Origin of the sequence: Oceanicaulis sp. (assembly GCA_040112665.1) — a bacterium.
In the GTDB taxonomy this organism is placed as follows: Bacteria; Pseudomonadota; Alphaproteobacteria; order Caulobacterales; family Maricaulaceae; genus Oceanicaulis.
Map to the genome: position 1 here is coordinate 1177120 of CP157796.1, position 17838 is coordinate 1194957.

At 66.1% G+C, this 17838-nt stretch carries 15 protein-coding genes and 1 pseudogene; 10 read left to right on the forward strand and 6 right to left on the reverse strand.

Features of this window, described 5'->3' with window-relative positions:
* Window positions 1-68: 68 nt before the first annotated feature.
* The gene (locus ABL308_05560) at window positions 69-452 is read left to right on the forward strand and encodes a DUF559 domain-containing protein (protein XBQ17346.1); all 384 of its coding nucleotides are present in this window, start codon (window positions 69-71) and stop codon (window positions 450-452) included.
* Window positions 453-749: 297 nt separating this feature from the next.
* Here ABL308_05560 and ABL308_05565 read toward each other — a convergent pair whose 3' ends face one another.
* The 3 genes from ABL308_05565 to ABL308_05575 all read right to left on the reverse strand — a co-directional run bounded on the left by ABL308_05565 (window position 750) and on the right by ABL308_05575 (window position 4638).
* On the reverse strand, window positions 750-2363 hold the full coding sequence (locus ABL308_05565; protein ID XBQ17347.1) for a hypothetical protein: 1614 nt from the start codon (window positions 2361-2363) through the stop codon (window positions 750-752).
* A gap of 92 nt (window positions 2364-2455) precedes the next feature.
* Window positions 2456-3700, reverse strand: a complete 1245-nt coding sequence (locus ABL308_05570; GenBank protein XBQ17348.1) for a Coenzyme F420 hydrogenase/dehydrogenase, beta subunit C-terminal domain — start codon at window positions 3698-3700, stop codon at window positions 2456-2458.
* Window positions 3697-4638: an alpha/beta fold hydrolase gene (locus ABL308_05575; GenBank protein ID XBQ17349.1), complete on the reverse strand. Its 942-nt coding sequence runs from the start codon at window positions 4636-4638 to the stop codon at window positions 3697-3699. Before ABL308_05575 ends, ABL308_05570 begins: the two co-directional genes overlap by 4 nt.
* Window positions 4639-4756: 118 nt before the next feature.
* On the opposite strand from ABL308_05575, the gene ABL308_05580 reads away from it, so the two are divergent.
* From ABL308_05580 to ABL308_05595, 4 genes are all read left to right on the forward strand, one after another.
* On the forward strand, window positions 4757-5755 hold the full coding sequence (locus ABL308_05580; GenBank protein XBQ17350.1) for a protochlorophyllide reductase: 999 nt from the start codon (window positions 4757-4759) through the stop codon (window positions 5753-5755).
* Window positions 5756-6264: 509 nt separating this feature from the next.
* Window positions 6265-6498: a hypothetical protein gene (locus ABL308_05585; protein ID XBQ17351.1), complete on the forward strand. Its 234-nt coding sequence runs from the start codon at window positions 6265-6267 to the stop codon at window positions 6496-6498.
* Window positions 6499-6605: 107 nt separating this feature from the next.
* Window positions 6606-7544, forward strand: coding sequence for a hypothetical protein (locus ABL308_05590; protein ID XBQ17352.1), 939 nt, complete (start codon window positions 6606-6608; stop codon window positions 7542-7544).
* Window positions 7545-7677: 133 nt separating this feature from the next.
* The gene (locus ABL308_05595; protein ID XBQ17353.1) at window positions 7678-8004 is read left to right on the forward strand and encodes a hypothetical protein; all 327 of its coding nucleotides are present in this window, start codon (window positions 7678-7680) and stop codon (window positions 8002-8004) included.
* A 62-nt stretch (window positions 8005-8066) separates the two neighbouring features.
* Here ABL308_05595 and ABL308_05600 read toward each other — a convergent pair.
* A pseudogene (locus tag ABL308_05600) lies at window positions 8067-8266 on the reverse strand (IS6 family transposase).
* A 984-nt stretch (window positions 8267-9250) separates the two neighbouring features.
* On the opposite strand from ABL308_05600, the gene ABL308_05605 reads away from it, so the two are divergent.
* Genes ABL308_05605 through ABL308_05615 form a run of 3 tightly spaced genes read left to right on the forward strand, consistent with a single transcriptional unit; the run spans window position 9251 to window position 13957 of the window.
* Window positions 9251-9571, forward strand: a complete 321-nt coding sequence (locus ABL308_05605) for a hypothetical protein (GenBank protein ID XBQ17354.1) — start codon at window positions 9251-9253, stop codon at window positions 9569-9571.
* Between the two features lie 35 nt (window positions 9572-9606).
* Window positions 9607-10878, forward strand: a complete 1272-nt coding sequence (locus ABL308_05610) for an efflux RND transporter periplasmic adaptor subunit (protein XBQ17355.1) — start codon at window positions 9607-9609, stop codon at window positions 10876-10878.
* Window positions 10862-13957: a CusA/CzcA family heavy metal efflux RND transporter gene (locus tag ABL308_05615; GenBank protein ID XBQ17356.1), complete on the forward strand. Its 3096-nt coding sequence runs from the start codon at window positions 10862-10864 to the stop codon at window positions 13955-13957. The genes ABL308_05610 and ABL308_05615 overlap by 17 nt, the downstream gene beginning before the upstream one ends.
* A gap of 116 nt (window positions 13958-14073) precedes the next feature.
* On the opposite strand, the gene ABL308_05620 is transcribed toward ABL308_05615, so the two are convergent.
* Complete coding sequence (locus ABL308_05620) at window positions 14074-14487, reverse strand: helix-turn-helix domain-containing protein (GenBank protein ID XBQ17357.1); 414 nt, start codon at window positions 14485-14487, stop codon at window positions 14074-14076.
* A gap of 86 nt (window positions 14488-14573) precedes the next feature.
* Here ABL308_05620 and ABL308_05625 point away from each other — a divergent pair, with 86 nt between their 5' ends.
* Entirely contained in the window at window positions 14574-15221 is a 648-nt protein-coding gene (locus ABL308_05625; protein ID XBQ17358.1) for a cation transporter, read from the forward strand.
* Window positions 15211-15720 carry an isoprenylcysteine carboxylmethyltransferase family protein gene (locus ABL308_05630; protein ID XBQ17359.1) on the forward strand — a complete coding sequence of 170 codons (510 nt, stop codon included), beginning with the start codon at window positions 15211-15213 and terminating at the stop codon, window positions 15718-15720. The genes ABL308_05625 and ABL308_05630 overlap by 11 nt, the downstream gene beginning before the upstream one ends.
* A gap of 885 nt (window positions 15721-16605) precedes the next feature.
* On the opposite strand, the gene ABL308_05635 is transcribed toward ABL308_05630, so the two are convergent.
* Window positions 16606-17727, reverse strand: coding sequence for an acyltransferase (locus tag ABL308_05635; GenBank protein XBQ17360.1), 1122 nt, complete (start codon window positions 17725-17727; stop codon window positions 16606-16608).
* Window positions 17728-17838: the final 111 nt, after the last annotated feature.

The window sequence follows — 17838 nt, forward strand, 5'->3', positions numbered from 1 at the left end:
TTCGGGCAGACCCTCCCCATCAAGGGGAGGGAGTGGCGCGGGCGAGTATATCGCTATAAATTCCCCTCATGGGCGTATCGCGTGCACGATCTTTGCGGAAGCGGCTCACCCAGCCCGAGGCGTTCGTCTGGTCGAGACTGAAGCACCTGCGCGCCGAAGGAATCCGCGTCCGGCGGCAGGCGCAGATCGGACCGTATGTCGTGGACTTCGCCTGTCACACGGCCCGAGTGGTGATCGAACTCGACGGCGGCGGTCACAACGAGCCCGCCCAGCAGCAGCGAGACCGGCGGCGTGACGCCTGGCTGGCCGCGAACGGCTACGAGGTCCTGCGGATCTGGAACCGCGATCTCTACATCGATCACGACGGCGCGTTCGATCAGATGTTCGATCTGCTTCGTGAGCGTCACCGCATGGTCTCGTATCTCGATCGCGGCGAACCGGGTGAAGGCTGAAAGCCGTCGGCGCCCTACGATCCTCACCCCACCCGTCCGCTACGCGGACACCCTCCCCATCAAGGGGAGGGAGTTGGGTTGGAGCTTTGTGTTCTGACATTTCCAAAATCACGGCGTCTTACTCCCTCCCCCTCTGTGGGGAGGGTGGATCGGCGCGAAGCGCCGAGACGGGTGGGGGAGCGCCGAGGATCCAGAACAATGGGCTCGACGGTCCCCACCCCACCCGCCCGCTTCGCGGGCACCCTCCCCATCAAGGGGAGGGAGTGGGGCAGGCGATCCTTTGTCGTCGGTAACCCTCTAAGGCGCGCCCCTCAGCACTTCGAGCATGCGGTCGCGGTTCATCGCGAAGCCGCGGAACCAGTCCGGTTCGAGGCCGGAGCAGTGGGCGGCGGCGTCTTCGGGGCCGAGGCGGAAGCTGACCGTGCCGTCCGCCGCGCAGGCCCGGTCCATGGCCAGAAGCGCGCGTCCGGCCTCGACGGGCAGCTTGGCGCCTTCGATTGATGTGAGTTCGCTGGTGCCTTCGGGGCCCCGGCAGGCAGGCCCCAGTTCGATCACCACGCCTTCGTCGATCCACCAGCGGCCTGCGCCTTCAGGGCAGAGGGCGGAGACCACCCGGTCGGCCGCGACGCCGGCGAGATAGACCGGGTCGGCGTCCGGCGCGGCGCTTTCCTCGCCCAGCCCCGCGGCGGAAAACAGCGCGAGCGTGCGGTTGCGTTTGCCCAGATCGGGACCTTCCAGCACGTTCGTGCGCAGCGCCCGCATGGCGTCGGGACCGATGTGGGCGGCGAGGATGCGCAGGAAATCGACCGGCGTGGCCTGCCCTGCGCGGAAGGCGCGGTCGGCGACCATGTCTGCGGCGATCGCCTCGAAGCTCGAGCCGGCGGCCTGGGCGGCCGCGTCGGCGTAAAGCGCGATCAGCACGCCGCAATTATAGGCGAACGGGCCGGCCTCGTCAGAGCCTGACAGCCGCAGACGTCTGCGATCGAGCGCGGCCAGGCACGCGCCGGTGTGGCGCGCCGCGGCGTCGAGCACGACATCGGCGCCGGCGAGCTCGGTGCGCAGAAGCTGTTTCAGCGACAGGTATTCCGCCGCGCCCTCGATGATCCAGGGCTCGTGAAAATCGGGATGAAAGCGCGCCCGGCGGCCCAGCCAGATATGGGCGGCTTCGTGGCTGACCAGGCCTGCGAGCGTGGTGCGGTCGGCGTCCGCGCCGGGTTCGGCGAGCACGATCAGAAGATCCTCGCTGACCGCCGCGCCGCGTAGGCCGTTCCGCCCCGGCGCGCCGAACCGGCCCTCGGCGAGGATCAGATCGGGCGGCGCTTCCAGACGGCCGAATATCCGGCCGTAATCCTGCGCCGAGCGCCGCAGCATGGCCGAGAGCCGGTCCTCGGCGATGAGGTCGGTGGCCGCGCAGACCGGCCCGCGCTCAGGCGCGCGCATGGCGATGTAATCGGGCGCGGTCCCCGCCGGGGCGAGCGTCTGTCCGTTCGCGGTGACTGCGAGGGTCAGGTTCGCCCCGGTGACCGGATCGATGGGCTGGACGGCGGAGAGGTCGACCCAGAGCCCGCATTCGCCCGCCTCGATCACCATGGGAAAGACCGCGCGCGGCCCTGATCCGGGCGACAGCCGCGCTCCGGCGGTCTGAAACCGGCAGTCCGGCCCGCAGCCGGCCGCGCCGCGCACGATCCGGGCGGCCGCACCGTCCAGCGTCACCGCGTGGCGCATGGGCGACAGCGGCGCAGCCAGGCGCAGCGTCCGTTGCGGCTGGGGAAAGCGCCAGACCACGCGCGCGCCGTCCTCTTCGGCGTGAAGCGTCATCGTGACGGGAGCGGTCGGCGCTGGCGCGCTCGCCGGCGCAGTCTGTGCGCCTGAAAGGCCCAGGGCGGCGGCGAGGAAGAGTCCGGTGATCAATGCGGGTCCCAGCGGAGCGGCTCAAAGGCGAATGCGGCGAGGAAGCGCCTTGTTCCAGAACCGCTTGGCGAGAATGAGACGGGGTGTGCGGTTCAGCCCTCGTGGTTGCGGTCCTCCCGCTCTCCCGGCTCCGGTTTCAGCCCGTAGGGTTCGACCAGCTTCCAGACATGATCGGGGATCATGTTCTTCATGCGCGCAGGCTCCTGACGGCGCAGGTGCAGCACGGTCTCGGACGCTTTCATCTCCACTCGGGCGCGGGCGAATTCCAGCCCTCTGGGGCCGATCCTCGGCATCAGCCAGGCCACGAGCGGCCGCACCCAGTCGGGCATGCCGCGCAGGGGCAGGCCGCCGGCGGCGCGCTCGGTGTTGGCGATGAAGCCGGCGACGGAGGCTTTCCGCTTCCCCTTGTCGCCGGGCTCGGACAAAGCGAGCTCGTCGCCCAGCATCGAGACGAGCGCCTCGCCGGTCTCGTTGCGGACCAGCAGCCATTGCTCGCCCTCGCCGCCCATATACCCCACCGTGATGTCGGCCAGCACGTTGGTGTAATCGACACAGGTCCGGCAGGTGAGCGGGAAGAAGTCGGGCGGCAGTTTCGAGATCGGCAGCTTCAGAAAGGGGATCTCGCGCTTCGAGCCGTCCTCGAACCTCAGCTCGACCTGATAATCGGCGCGAAACTCGAGATAGGTGATTGTATCGGGCTGGTCGGACAACAGCGCCAGGAACTCGTGGAAGCGTTCCGTCGTGGTGTTGTCAGAACACGGCGTGCCGATGACGTAGAGCTTTTCAAGGCCGAGTTCGGCCTCCATGGCGCGCAGGGCGTAGACCTGACAGGGGATGCCGATCACAGCGACCCTTGAATAGCCGCGCTCGCGCACCGTTTCGGTCAGCGCGACCAGCGGCGCATAGCCCATGCGCATGCCGCGCACATGGGCCATGCCCTCCGCCTTCGTGACCAGCACGGGCACAGGTTTCCAGCGATCCTCGGGGTCGGGCGCCACGGTGAGCACCACGTCCACCGCGCCGCGTTCGAGCAGGGTTTCGGCGAGCCGGGTGGCGACGCCGGTCCATTGCGCGCCCTCGATCGGGGTCTTCAGGCGCGCGCGCACCATGCGGCGGAACGGGCCGAAATGAAGCTCGTCGGGCCGGTTCGGATCGCGGGTGCGGCCGTGGACCTGCTCTTCGAGGCGCGCATAATCGGGCTTGATGAACTGACACGCCGATCCGCACGCCTTGGGGTCTTCCATGCGCGAGACGCCGCAATCGGTGCAGAGCTTTCGCGGCTCGGGCTCGCGCAAGGGCGGGGCTTCGATCCCGGCATGGGCGCGGATGAGGTTCATGGTTGCGCCTCCAGGCTTTGCAGGAAGGCTTCAAGCGGGACCAGCGACACCTCCGGCGCTTCTTCCTGGGGCAGATGACCGATCCCGGACAGCGCCTCGAGCCGGGCGTTCGGCAGGTGATCGAGATAGTCCTGCGCGTTCGAGATCGGGATCAGCCGGTCTTCTTCGCCCCAGAGCAGCAGGGTGGGAGCGGTGATCGTTTCAAGCCGCGGGCGGGGGTCTTCCAGCACGGTCTGTTCCATGCGCCGGATCAAAGCGAGCCGCGCGCCGGGCGCACGCAGAAGGTCGTGATAGCGCTTCACGGTCTCGGGGCTGAGCCGGGACGGATCGCCATAGCTCTGATCAAGGTTCATCTTCACCAGAAAGCGCGGCGTGACCGCCCGCATCGCATGGGTGACCGGGCCCACCTCAGGGGCCTTGCCGTACTCGAACCCCGCGCTCGCGAACCCGTCCGGCGCGATCAGCACCAGACCGGCCGTGCGCTCTGGATGGGCGGCGGCGAAGGACCAGGCGATCCGCCCGCCCACGGAGTTTCCGCCGATCACCGCCGCCTCGACGCCCAGCCGGTCCATCAACCCGGTCAGGATCTGGTGCAGCCGTTCGTCGTCATACCGCCCTGTGGGATCGGGCGGAGACAGCCCCGCGCCGGGCAGGTCGAAGCGGATCACGCGGTAGCGGTCAGACAGAGCCTGCGCCCACGCCTCGAAGGTGTGAAGGCTCGACCCGAAGCCGTGCATCAGGATCACCGCCGGCGCCGTCTCGGGACCGTCGACGCGGACATGAAGCCGGGCGCCCTCGACCTCGATCATGTCGGCGGAAGACCGCAGATAGGCCGCCTCCAGCCGGTCGCGCGGCAGGTCCGGCGTCCACAGCCAGACCAAAGCGCCCGCGATGATGACGGCGAGCGCGACGGCGATGACGAGAAGCACCTTCATCATGACGAACCCGACGAGCCTCTCCCCCGCGTCTATCCGCCTCGCGCGCGGCCGGACTTGAGCCTCGCGTAAAGCCGGGTTTACATCAAGTGTGAACCCGGCCTGACGGAAGGACGCCGCCATGACCACCCCCTCGTTCAGCGCAGACGCGCCCACCGCGGTCATCACCGGCGCGTCCTCCGGCGTCGGGCTTTACGCCATGAAATCCCTGACCGAACGCGGCTGGCGCGTGGTCGCGGCCTGCCGTGATCTTGAAAAGACCGCGCGCGCGATCGCCGCGGCCGGGATCGATCCTGGCCGGGTCGCGCCGATGCATCTGGATCTGGGTGCGCTCGCAAACGTCCGCGCCTTCGTTTCGGCGTTTGAAAACAGCGGCCTGCCGCTCGACGCGCTGGTGATCAACGCGGCCGTCTACCGCCCGCTTCTGAAAGAGCCCGCCCGCTCGCCGGAGGGCTATGAGCTCAGCGTGGCGACCAATCATCTGGGCCATTTCCTGCTGGCCAACGCCCTCCTGCCGAAGCTCGAAGCGTCGGCTCGCGGCGCGCGCCTGATCACGCTGGGCACGGTGACGGCCAATTCAGAGGAGTTCGGCGGGCGCATCCCCATCCCCGCCCCGGCCGATCTGGGCGAGCTTCAGGGTCTGGAGGCGGGCTTCACCGCGCCGGTCGCGATGATCGACGGCGGCCCGTTCAAGGCGGGCAAGGCCTACAAGGACTCCAAGCTCTGCAACATGATCGTCAGCCGGGAGCTGCACCGCCGCTATCATGAGAAGACGGGGATCGTGTTCTCCAGCCTCTATCCGGGCTGCGTGGCGGACACCGAGCTGTTCCGCGCCACCCCGCCGGTCTTCCAGAAGGTTTTCCCCTGGTTTCAGAAACACGTGACCGGGGGATATGTCAGCCAGGCCCTGGCCGGAGACCGCGTCGCCCAGGTCGTCGCCGATCCCGAATTCGCCGAGTCCGGCGTGCACTGGAGCTGGGGCAACCGGCAGAAGAACGGCCGCGCCGCCTTCCGCCAGAAACTCTCCGCGCAGGCCGAAAACCAGCCCCGCGCCGAACGGCTCTGGACGCTGTCCGAGCGGCTGTGCGGGATGGCGGAACCGGTTGTAGAGCCCGCTTGAGGCGGCACAATTCAGGACGGCAGCGCGACAGAAAATCGCAGAACGCGCGATTTATGGGTTGCGCCGCGGGATCGCGTTGAGCGGCTCTTGCCAGCGGATTCTTTCGGAACGTTCTGGGGGGTATCGCAGCCGGAAAAGTATACAAGTCCGTTTATCGCGTCGGATCGTTTTCTTGGAGCCATTGGTGCCGAGCCCGCTAGCGGGCGCTGGGGGTGCGGCGCGGGCGACAGGTTAAATCACGTAAGGCGTTGGACCGCCTAAAGTTACTCCCGCTGACTTGTGCCTAGAGCAATTCGTCATCTGGGAAGGCGTCGTACGTATCGCCTATGAAGCGCGGCTTGCGGTGGAAGCTTGGCGCCAACAGACGGATGAGCGCCACACGCCAGCGGGGCATGAGAGCTAGTCCGACCTTGCGCTCGCTGTATTCCTGATACAGGCGTGTCTTACATGCTTCGCAGAGTACGTCACGGTATTGATCTGCCATCTACGCCTCCAATAGGGGTTTCCCCATGTGGTTCAACTTCACACTCATAGAAAGCACTCTTCTCGTTATCGCAGGCGTGGCGGTAAATCACCTCCTTGTCGCTCAGGTTCAGGGGCAACGGGAGCGCTTCCACTGGTTCGACGCTGCATTGAAGCTCGGGATGTTCGGCTTTGCCTTGGCGATGCAGATTGCGGGCGCAGGAGGGCTTCTGAGGCTCTTTGTTTCCTGGTCAGCTGGGCTGGCGCAGGCGCCCATCTAAAGGCCAGGCTGGCAATATCTATGCTCGCTGACTTGTGGGGCGCTCTTTCCCAGCTGTTTAATCATCCTGGCGCGAGCGTGATGCCACGGCATAGGAGCGGGGTAGGAATGCGGCTTGGAACAGAAGAGCTTCTTGAATTTGTCCGCCGGTTCGACCGGTTGCGTTCTGCCAGTGAGGGCCGACCGGCCAGGCTTCTGGACAAGTTTGCCGCACTGGATGCCGATACCGTAGCGGCGGCGGACGCTCTGCTCGATTGGTTCGAAGAGACCGGCTTTTCCTCCCATTCCACTGTCGCGGTGGACCGCATCATTGAGCGCGCGCCGTCAGGTTTCCGCCTCGCGCTTTCGAATTACACGGAGGAGTGGGAGGCACCCCTCAGGACTTTTGCAGAGTCGACGAGAAGGCAAATCGATATTGGGTTTGTCGCCAATGTGACGCGCTGCCTGCCGCGAGAGGGCGGCGAGGTCGCGCCTTCGATCGACGCCCGTCAGGATAGTCAGTTTCAACCTGGCGTACACACTTTGGCCGATTGCGTGACCGTTCTGGAGATGGCGGGCCCGCGAGGCGAGGACGCGGAAGAGGACCAGAACCTTTACTCCGTGGCCGTGGGGGGTGTTGAGCACCTTTTTCGGCGAATGGACTCCACGCCGATGGAGTGGGACGCGCGAAGTCTGCAATTGGATCTAATCGTGGTCGAAGGGGCCTCGCTAAGGGCGGCTGGGCGTCTGAAAGCGCTGCTGTTAGACGCGATGCGGGCCTATCTCTTCGGAGCATTTCTTTCGTGCAGCGTCGCCTGTCGAGCCTGTGCCGAAATCATCTTGAAAGAGCGCCTTAACGGCATCGTTCAATTGTCGGAGCGGCCAGGGTTCGGGGAGCTGGTTTCTAAGGCGTCTCAAAGTATGCTGCGCGGCGTGAAAAAGACCGACCTGCGGAAATTGCAGAAGGTCGGAAATGATGCCGCTCACTCGATAAACGACGGCGCTATTGGTGCGGAGGAAGCCCACGTATGCCTAGAAGTGGTTCAGCGGCTCCTCAAAGCGCGCTGAGCAAGGCTGCGCAGAGGGCTCGGACGCTTTGCTAAGGGTAGGTGGAAAACGGGGGCACACACCCATTTTCCGTCTCAACCAGATCACGTCGATCACCGGGGCGACGGCGCCGACTTACGATGCGCGCGGCAACATGACGAGCGACGGGGTGCGGAGCTTCGGCTTTGATCAGTACAACCGTCTGATCAGTGCGGGGACCGCCAGCTTCGATTACGATCCTCTGGGCCGGCTCTATCAGTCCACGGGCGCGTCGGGGACCGAACGGCGGGTGTATGACGGCGCGGCGATGATCGCGGTGTATTCCAGCACGGGCAGCGTGCTCGAACGCGGAGCTCGCCCCGGACCTGATCCGGGTGCACGGCCCGCTTGCGTCGAACACCTCGATCGAGCCGGGCGTCAGGCGCGGGGGCGAGGATGTCGCGGTGGGGATTCAGACTGGCCGCTGCGGCTGATTGCTTAAGCGACCACTGGCGGTGCTGTCAGACAAAAGCTGACCCGTCTCAGAACTCAGGGCGCGCCGGCTTATGCCGCCAGGAGCTGACGCCACTCCGCGAGCGCTTCATCGAAGAGCGATTTGAAGCGGGCCGGCGTTCGAGAGATCGGTCGTAATTGAAGTGGTTGCGGACGGGAGCGTGGGCGGCGGCGAACATCTGCAGACATCGCATTCGCCTCAACCGGGCCATCGCCCGTTCCCGGCTTCGAAACGGTAAGTGCGAGTTTTCAAGCGCTCCTAAATCGCGCGCCGACGCGACAGCGCGGGACGCCTTTTGAACGCGACGAAACCGCGGATTCTCGGGCCGGCCAGCGTCCACAGAACCTTCAGTTTGGGTTTCGATTTGAGCGAAAACCGGTCGGCTTGTCGCGGTCTCAGAAACGAAAAATGCCGCCAACGAGACGGCTCGCTACGCCTTGCGGATGACCGGTTCACACCCGCTTGGCAGACGGCTTGAGAAGCCAAAATCGGTCGGGCGCGGCGCACAAAATGAGCGAGAAACCCTCGAAAACTACTCCGCCATTTCATCAGGGGGAATTTTGCGCCGCCTAGGAGCGAGGCACTGTTTGGCACGCTGTGTCACAGAGAAGAGGCACGTAAGTGGCAATCAGTGCCCTGGCAGGCCATTGATTTCAAAAGCTGTTTCCAGTCGGTGCCCAAGTAGTGCCGGGAAGTGCCGTAAAATGCGGGGCATCAGTAAAGCAGAAAAATCTATTAATAACAGTAGCTTAACTGACGCAGAAGGCGGTGAGCACCCCGGTGCATATTGTGTGATCAGAAACCCGCTCATGCGCAAGCGGGCAAAGTCACCGATAGAGCCCCGCGTCGGCCTAAATCCGAGCGTTGTCGCGGGGGGGAAGTTCGCGTCGAGCTGCGGGCCTCGGAACCGATAAAAAATGGAGCGAGCTGGGCGTCACCTTTCAGGGTGAAACCGGTCCTGCCGGCGGCCGCACGTCAAACAGCGAACGAAGTCGTTGGGTGCCTCGCGAAAAGATCGCGCAGCCTGAGTTTTTTGCGAGCGCGTTTTCGGCGCCTTTTATCGCCGTCGGTCGAGGCAAACCACCCGCGATGAGATCGCCCATGCCACGCAGGAAACTGCATCGAATTAAACGACGCGGTCGCCGCATTGCTACTCCACTGAACGGTCCGACAACGCGCCCGTTTTCTGGTCGCGAACTTGCCCGGCTATCGAGGAGACGCTAAGCCTCAGGCCATGCGTTTCGCATCCCTCTTCCGGGCGATCTTTATCGCGTTGGCGTTCGCTGCGGCGGGCGCGCAGGCGGCGTGTGCGAGCGTTGATCTCGCTGGCGCCGGGCATGAGCAGGCGGCCCATCCCGACGAGGCCGATCACGGCCATGAAGACGGCGCATCATGCTTCGACGCCTGTGTCACGCACCACCTCGTGGTGACGCCTGCGACCGTGATGCTGTCGGTCTCCACCACGCCCTATCGCTGGAACGCGGCCGCACCGGCGCGCTTCGCCACCAGGCGCAGCGCCCCGCCCTATTCGCCGCCCAAGGATCTGTCGGTCTGAGCCCTTCGCCGACCTTCTGATCCTTAGGACGAAACATGCACGACATAGCGACGCGGACCCTGTCCGCCGGAGCGCTCGCCGCCTTCGGCGCGGCGGCGATCCTCATGCTCACCGGCTGCGACGACGCCGGCCGCGAGACCCATGACCACAGCGCGGGCGAGCCCGAGGCCGACCACGCCGAGCACGACAATGAGCACGGCGATCATTCAGACCACGCCGGCGAGGATGACGACCACGGCGAACACGCCGGCATTCGCCTCACGCGCGCGCAGCAATCCGAGCTCGGCATCGTGCTCGGCGAAGCGGATACAGGTCCTGTGGACGCCTGGATCGAGCTACCCGGCGAAGTCCGCTTCGACGAGAACCGGATCGCGCTCGTCTCCCCGCCGGTGGAGGGGGTCATCCGCGAGGTGCACGCCAGCATCGGCGACGCAGTGAGGGAGGGCGATCTCCTGGCCGTGCTCGACAGCCGCGAGCTCGCCGAAGCGAAAGCCGCCTACCTCTCCGCACTCGCCTCGCTGGAGCTCGTCCGCCCCGAATTCGAGCGCGAGCGCGAACTGTTTGATCGCGGCGTCTCCACCGAAAGCCGGTTCCAGACCGCGCGCCGCGAGCTGGAGGAAGCCCGCATCGCCGTGCGCAGCGCCGAGTATCAGCTCGACGCGCTCGGGATCGACGCGGACATGCGCGAGGGCCTCTCAAACCCCGGCGCCGAGGCGCTCAGCCGCTTCTCCCTCGTCGCGCCGATGGACGGCGTCGTCACCGAGCGTCACGCCGTACGCGGCGAGGTGACCGAGGCCGGCGATGTGGAGCCGACCTTTGTCATCGCCGATGCAAGCCAGGTCTGGATCGACGCCGCGGTCTACGGCCCGGACATGCTGCGCATCGGCGCCGGCTCACCGGCGCGGGTCCGGCTTCATTCAGGCGAGACCCTGGATGCGGCGGTGAGCTTTCTCGCGCCGCAGATCGGCGAGGCGACCCGGACCGGGCTCGCCCGCCTCATCGTCGACAACGCCGAAAGCCGGCTTGTCCCCGGCGCCTTCGTCACAGTTGAGATCGCCGATGCGGCCGCCGCCTCCGTCGTACGCGTCCCCGCCGCCGCCGTGCAGACGCTGGAAGGCGAGACAATCGTGTTCGTGCCTGAGGACGTTGCCTTCGAGGCGCGGGACATCATTCTTGGAAGGCGCGGACCGGACTTCGTGGAGATCGTTGCAGGGATCGAGGCCGGCGAGGCGCTGGTGGTCGAGGGCGCGTTCGCGCTGAAAGCGGAACTGCAAAAGGGGGAGTTCGGCGATGGCCACGCCCACTGATCCGACCCGTTCGCCCCTCTCCGCCGTCGCCCGCCGCCTGGTAAGCGCCCGCGGCGCGGCGCTGCTGGGCTTTCTCGCCGTGCTGATCGCCGGCGCCTGGGCGTGGCGCACGACGCCGGTGGACGCCTTTCCCGACATCACGCCGCCTCTGGTCCAGGTCTTCACCGTCACCGACGGGCTCTCCCCGCAGGAGGTGGAGCGCTACGTCACCTTCCCCGTCGAAAACGCCATGGCGGGCCTGCCGGCCGTGCGCGAGATCCGCTCGAACTCAACCTTCGGCCTCTCGGTCGTGACGGTGTATTTCGAGGACGGGACCGACGTCTATTTCGCCCGCCAGCTCGTCACCGAGCGCCTGGGCGCGGCGCGTGAAGACATTCCCGAAGGCTTCGGCGAGCCGCAGCTGGGTCCCATCACCACCGGGCTGGGGCAAATCCTGTTCTATTATCTCGACAGCGAGGCGGGCGATCTCATCGATCTGCGCACGCTGCAGGACTGGCTCGTAAAGCTGGAGCTGCAGACCGTACGCGGGGTCACCGAAGTGCTCTCCCTTGGCGGGTATGAGCGCCAGTACCAGGTCGACGTGCGCCCGCAGGCGCTGCTACAATACGACCTCACCATGGCCGACGTGATCGAGGCGCTCCGGCGCGCCAATCTCAACGCCGGCGCCCAATACATCGTGGAGAATGACGAGCAATACACCGTGCGCGCCGAAGGCCTGCTCCATGGCGAGGCCGATCTGCGCCAGGTGGTGGTGAAGGCGGTGGACGGCGTGCCCGTGGTGATGAGCGAGATCGCCGAAATCGGCGTCGGCGGCGCCCCGCGCCAAGGGCTCGCCACCATGAACGGCGAGGGCGAGATCGTCGCCGGCCTCGTTCTGAAGCTGGTCGGCGCGAACACCAACGCCGTGATCGACCGGGTTCAGGACCGGCTCGAGACGATCAACGCCGCCCTGCCCGAAGGTGTCACGGCGCGCGCCTATTACGACCAGTCCGAACTGGTGAACAAAGCCGTGGCCACCATGACCACCGCCCTGTGGCAGGGCGCGCTTCTGGTCGTCGTGCTGCTCATGGCCTTCATGGGCGGCTGGCGGCCGGGCCTGATCGTCGCGGCCTCGATCCCGTTCTCGGTCGCCTTCGCGCTTGTGGCCATGGGCCTGTTCGGCGTGTCTGCGAACCTCATGTCGCTGGGCGGCGTCGCCATCGCCATCGGCATGATGGTCGACGGCGCGGTGGTGATCGTGGAGAACGCGCAGGCGCGGCTCGCCCGGGCGGAGAGCGCTGACCGCGCCGGCGTCGTCGCGTCGGCGGTGAGCGAAGTGGTCAAGCCGCTCGCCTTCTCCATCGCCATCGTCATGCTGGTCTTTCTGCCGATCGTCACCTTGCAAGGGGTGGAGGGGAAAACGTTTCGACCCCTCGCCTTCGCGGTGATCCTCGCCATGGCCGGATCGCTCGTCTTCGCGCTTCTGATCGCGCCGGCGGCGTCGAGCCTTCTAAAGACCGGCAAGCGCGAAGCCGCCGATCGGCCGAACCGCCTCACCGCGATCATGGGCCGCGCCGTCGGCTTCTTCGTGGCGCGCAGGATGTTGGCGGCCGGGCTCGCCCTCGCCATGCTCGCCGTCGGCGGACTCGCCTTCACAAGGCTCGGCTCGGAGTTCACGCCGCGCCTTAACGAGGGCGACATTCTGGTGCGCATGACCATGGCCCCCTCGATCTCGCTGGACGCGGCCGCCGAGACCGTCTCCCGCTTTGAACGCCGCGTGCTCGACGAGTTCCCGCAAGTGGAGCGCGTCGTCACCCGCGTCGGGCGCGGCGAGGTGGGCGCCCACGCCGACCCGGTCAACAATGCGGAGTCCTTCCTCGCCCTGAAGCCGCGATCGGACTGGGAGGGCGTCAGGAGCCAGGAGGCGCTTCTGGCTCAGATGAGCCATGCCTTCGAGGACTTCCCCGGGGCCCAGTTCAACTTCACCCAGCCCATCGCCGCGGCCACCGACGAGCTTCTGACCGGTTCGCGCGCGGAGCTGGCGATCAAGCTATTCGGTCCGGACAGCGACGTGCTCGCCCGAGAGGCCGAGGAGATCGCCGCTGTCGTGCGCGGGGTTCGCGGCGCGGCGGATGTGCAGGTCGAGCAGGTCGGCGGCGCGCCCCAGGTCCGCATCATCGTCGACCGGCCCGCGATCGCCCGCTACGGGCTTCAGGTCGCCGACGTGCTGGAGACGGTGCGCGACGCGGTGGGCGGGGCGACCGCCGGCGAGGTCTATGACGGCGTGCGCCGGTTCGACATCGTCGCGCGCTATGACGAGGAGGCGCGGAACACGCCCGAACGCATCGCGCGCACGCTCATCGACGGGCCGAACGGCGAACGCCTCCAGCTCGGGGCGCTGGCCCGGATCGAACGCATCGAAGGCCCCCGCCAGGTGACCCGCGAGAACGGCCGGCGCTTCATCACCATCCAGGCCAATGTGCGCGAGCGCGATATCGGGTCCTTCGTGGCGGAAGCCCGCGCCGCCGTCGCCGACGAGATCGCCCTGCCGCCCGGCAATCTGGTGGAATGGGGCGGCCAGTTCGAGCTGCAACAGCAGGCGAATGCCCGCTTCGCCCTCATCGTCCCGGTGACGCTGGGCCTCGTCTTCCTCCTGCTGCTGGCCGCGTTCGGCCGCATTCGAAGCGCGCTTCTGATCGTGTCGAACATCCCGCTGGCGCTGGTCGGCGGGCTGGTGGCGCTCTGGATCGCCGGGCTGAACCTGTCGGTGCCGGCCTCGGTGGGGTTCATCGCCCTGTTCGGGATCGCGCTCGGCAACGCCATGGTGCTGGTCTCTTTCCTCGACCGGCTGGCTCAGACCCGCAGCGACGTGGACGCCTACAGCGTGGAGGGCGCGCTGATGCGCGTGCGCCCTGTCCTGATGACCGCGGCGACGACCATGCTGGGGCTCGCTCCGCTCCTCTTCGCCTCAGGCGTCGGATCGGAGGTGCAGCGCCCGCTCGCCACCGTGGTGATCGGCGGACTGGTGAGCTCCACCCTGGTGACGTTGTTTGTCCTGCCGGCGGTGTACGGGTGGTTCGCGCAGACGAAGTCTCAATGACGCGGCGGCGTCCGTGTCGCGCTCTACCGCACCCGGATGCCTTGATGCGTGTTGCTTTGCAGAGTTGAGACGATGCGCGGCCTCGGTTTGGAGTTTGATCTGGTGCGGCATTGCGATCACTCTGGTGAATTGTGCCCAGCGATCGACTCCAGCACTCGGCAATCCCCGACCCGCTCGCTGGCGCAGGCGTGCAGCACGCGTTCCAGCTCGCCTTTCAGCGCCGTGAGGCGCGCGATCTTGCAGGCGATGGCGTCCATATGGCGCTGGGCGATCGTATCAACCGCGACGCACGGCCGGTCGGGATCGGCTGCAAGATCAAGCAGTTCCCGGATCGAGGACAGATCAAAGCCCAGCTCGCGCGCCTGCCGGATGAAGCCGAGCCGCTCGAGCGCCATCTCGTCATAGCGGCGATGGCCGCTGGCGGCCCGTTCAGGCTCCGCCATCAGCCCGTTCTGCTCATAATAGCGGATCGTCGTGACCTTCACGCCGGTGAGGCGGGAAATGTCCCCGATGGCGTAGCTGCGGCTCATCTTACAAAGTCCCTTGTATCTACAGTGGCTGTAGATCGTATGTGTACCACCGGCGCTGAACGCGCAAGCCGAACCGGAGACGATACATGGCCGGGTCCTGCTGCGAAGCGCAGCCGAAATTCGATGGAATGAGCGCAGGCTTCAAGCGCGCGCTCTGGATCGTCATTGCCATCAATGCGGTGATGTTCGCCGTGGAGATGGCGGCCGGCGCGTTCGCCGGCTCCCAAGCGCTGAGAGCCGACGCGCTCGATTTTCTCGGCGACACGATCACCTATTCGATCAGCCTGTTCGTCATCGGCCGGTCGATTCGGGCGCGCGCCTCGGCCGCCCTATTCAAAGGGCTGGGCCTCGCCGCCATGGGGCTGTGGGTGTTCGGCTCCACGCTCTGGCAAGTGATGGTGCTGGACCAGCCGAACGCGCCGGTAATGGGCGCGGTGGGCTTTCTGGCGCTCGCCGCGAACCTCGCCAGCGTCTTCGTGCTGATAGCTTGGCGCGACGGCGACTCCAACGTGCGCTCGGTCTGGGTGTGCAGCCGCAACGACGCCATCGGCAATGTCGCTGTGATCGGGGCGGCGGGCCTGGTCTTCCTCACGGGCGCGGCCTGGCCCGATCTCGTCGTCGCCGCGCTCATGGCCGGGCTTTTCCTCTGGTCGGCCGTCCAGATCCTCCGCCAGGCGCTGGGCGAGTTCGGGCTGAGCGGCGGCGAGCAAAAGGAGGCGGCCGATGCGCCCTAGCGACTTCTATGACCGGATCTTCGGCTCGGGGCCGATGATCGCCGCAGCTAGCGGAAGCGCGCTGGCGCTCGCCTGGATAGTTGAGCAGGCCAGCCCGGATCTGAGGTGGCCGATCCCCGCATGGCTCCGGCTGGGCGCCATCGCCGCGGGCTGCATTTTAGCTGCGGCGATCATCATCTGGAGCGTATTGACCCTACGCCCCGAAAGGCGCGGAGCCGAGCTTGTGACGGACGGGCCGTTCCGGTACGTGCGCCACCCGCTATACGCCGCCTGCCTGGCGATCTTCGGCCCCGCGCTTGTCGTGGCGCTCGCCCATCCGGCCTATGCGGGCGCGCTGGTGCTGGCGCATGTGGCGGCGCATCAGCTGATCCGGCGCGAGGAACGCCTGATGACAAGCTGGTTCCCGCAAAGCTACGACGCCTACGCCGCGCAAACCGGCCGGTTCCTGCCGCGCCCACGCATCGGCTCGGCGTCTGCTTCGCCGCCCCCGGAGGCTTAATGAAACTGAATCCGCAAACGCCCGGGTCACGAGCCCGGACCTCGCTCGAGCACAATAGATTTCACACAGGCCGACTATGACACGATCCATCCTCGCGCCCCCCTCTCCTCCACCGCGTTCGCCGGCTTTCGCAATCTATCCACCCCACGGCGACTACCCCGACCATGAAGCCGAGAACGCCCATGAAGAAAACGGCGGGGACCACGAAGGCGACCCGCATGCAGGGGCTCTATAGCTGCTACAGCCAGCTGCTCACCGACGGGCCGCCGCGATATAGCGGTTAGGCGGGCTCCATCGGCGTGTTGTTGATTCCGCCAATCGTTCTTGCTCGGGTCAAGGTGATTATGGGTTCGGCTTCCTCGCTCTTCGGCGCCTCGGAGCTGGGCGGGGTGATTAACCTAGCCTCCCGCGAGCGGGGCGAAGCTCCCCTATGCTGAAGTGCGCTTCGAGGCCACCACGCGCGACGGCCAAGACCTCACCAGCTTCGCCTTATCGCCGCTCACTAATCAGCTCGCGGCCTCGCTCCTCACCGGCACCCACCGCCAGAGCACGGTCGATATCGACTATGATAGCAGGATCGACATCCCGGCTATAAGCGATGCACTATGCGCGCCCGCCCCCGCTTCGAGAGCGAACCCGTCACCCCGGCCCGGATCAGGGGGCTGGGTCAATTTATATCGCCTTCCGGATATCCGCATACCAATCACGACGTACAATTTCCTCCCTGTGTGTGCCAGAGCCCGGGCCTGAAGCGACGGATAGCAAAGGGCAGAGCAATGTAAGAGCGGGCGTTCGTCTACTCTAAGGTCGCCGCTCTCGCCTGAAGGCTGAGAGAGCGCTAACTCAAAAAATCCTTTCACGAAACCGTCATTTAGCCGGCTCCAGTTAGTGCAGGAGATTGTCCCCCAAGACCCCGCTCGGCGAAGGCCGCTTTCGGCCAATGACGCCTTGCAAAGATAACCGCAAGCGGGGCTTCGCAGCCAGCGCCGGTTTCTCGACAAGACGGCGAAGCAGCACGGCCGTCACAAGCGCGCTTGCGCCCATAATCGCGAACAGAGCGCCGGTCCCGATCTCCGGATTCAGCGCGATCACCAATTGACCCACCGGCCAGTGAAGGATGTAGAGGCCGTAGGAGATATCCTCGACCTCGCGCACCTGGCGGCCAATCTCGCCGGGGACAGTCTTGAAGCCGAGCCACAGGAACACATAGGCGATGGCGATCTGACCGGCGATCATGCCTGCTGGTGTGGCATACAGCGCGAATGCTGCGAGACAGAGCAGCGCGGCCCCGGCGGCGTTCAAGGCGATCCGGTGACGGAAACGGTAGAACATCGCTCCGGTCAGGAAGGCTGGCCCAAACCGGGACATGACCTCGATCGTGTCATCGAGCGGTCCGGAGTATGGGAAGGCTTGGGCCGTCAGCGAGGCCGCCACGGCGAGGACGAACAGGACAGGCACGCCCCAGCTGCGCCGCCAGACCCCGACGGTCGCCGCCGCGCCAGCAAGGACATAACAGACCAGCTCATAGCGGATCGTCCACAGCGGCCCGTTGATCTCCGCCATGGGATTGGCTTCGAACACGCCGGGCAGCGTACCCTGCGGTTCAAGCTGACTGATGGCCAGGATCGGATACGCCCAGCTTTCAAGCGAAGTGAAGTACGCTGTGAGCGGAAGCCCTGTCATTACTGGCCCAAGCACCAACCAACACAGCAAGACCGCGACGATGAGGCCGGGAAAGATGCGCAGGCCCCGAGACAGCCAGTAGCCCGCCATGTCACGCGAGTGGAACAGCGAAGCCGCCAGCATGTAGCCTGACAGAATGAAGAAGCCGTCGAGCGCATACTGCACAACCGTATCCACAAACACCGCCCAGGCCCCGGTCATGGGCAGCCCCTGCGGCAGCATGAGCGCGTGCCCGTAGAGGATCAGAACTGCGAAGCCGATCCGCATGGCGGTGAAGTTATTGGCCCTGTCCTCGAGCCGACCGTGTCCCAGTGCGTTTTTCATGGTGCACCTTCCGAATTGCCTGCGTAAGCGTCGAGCAACTTTCGGGCCAACAAGATTGCCCGAGCGGGATCGGAAGAACTTGGTTGCCTTATGGGCAAAAACAGCTCCGCA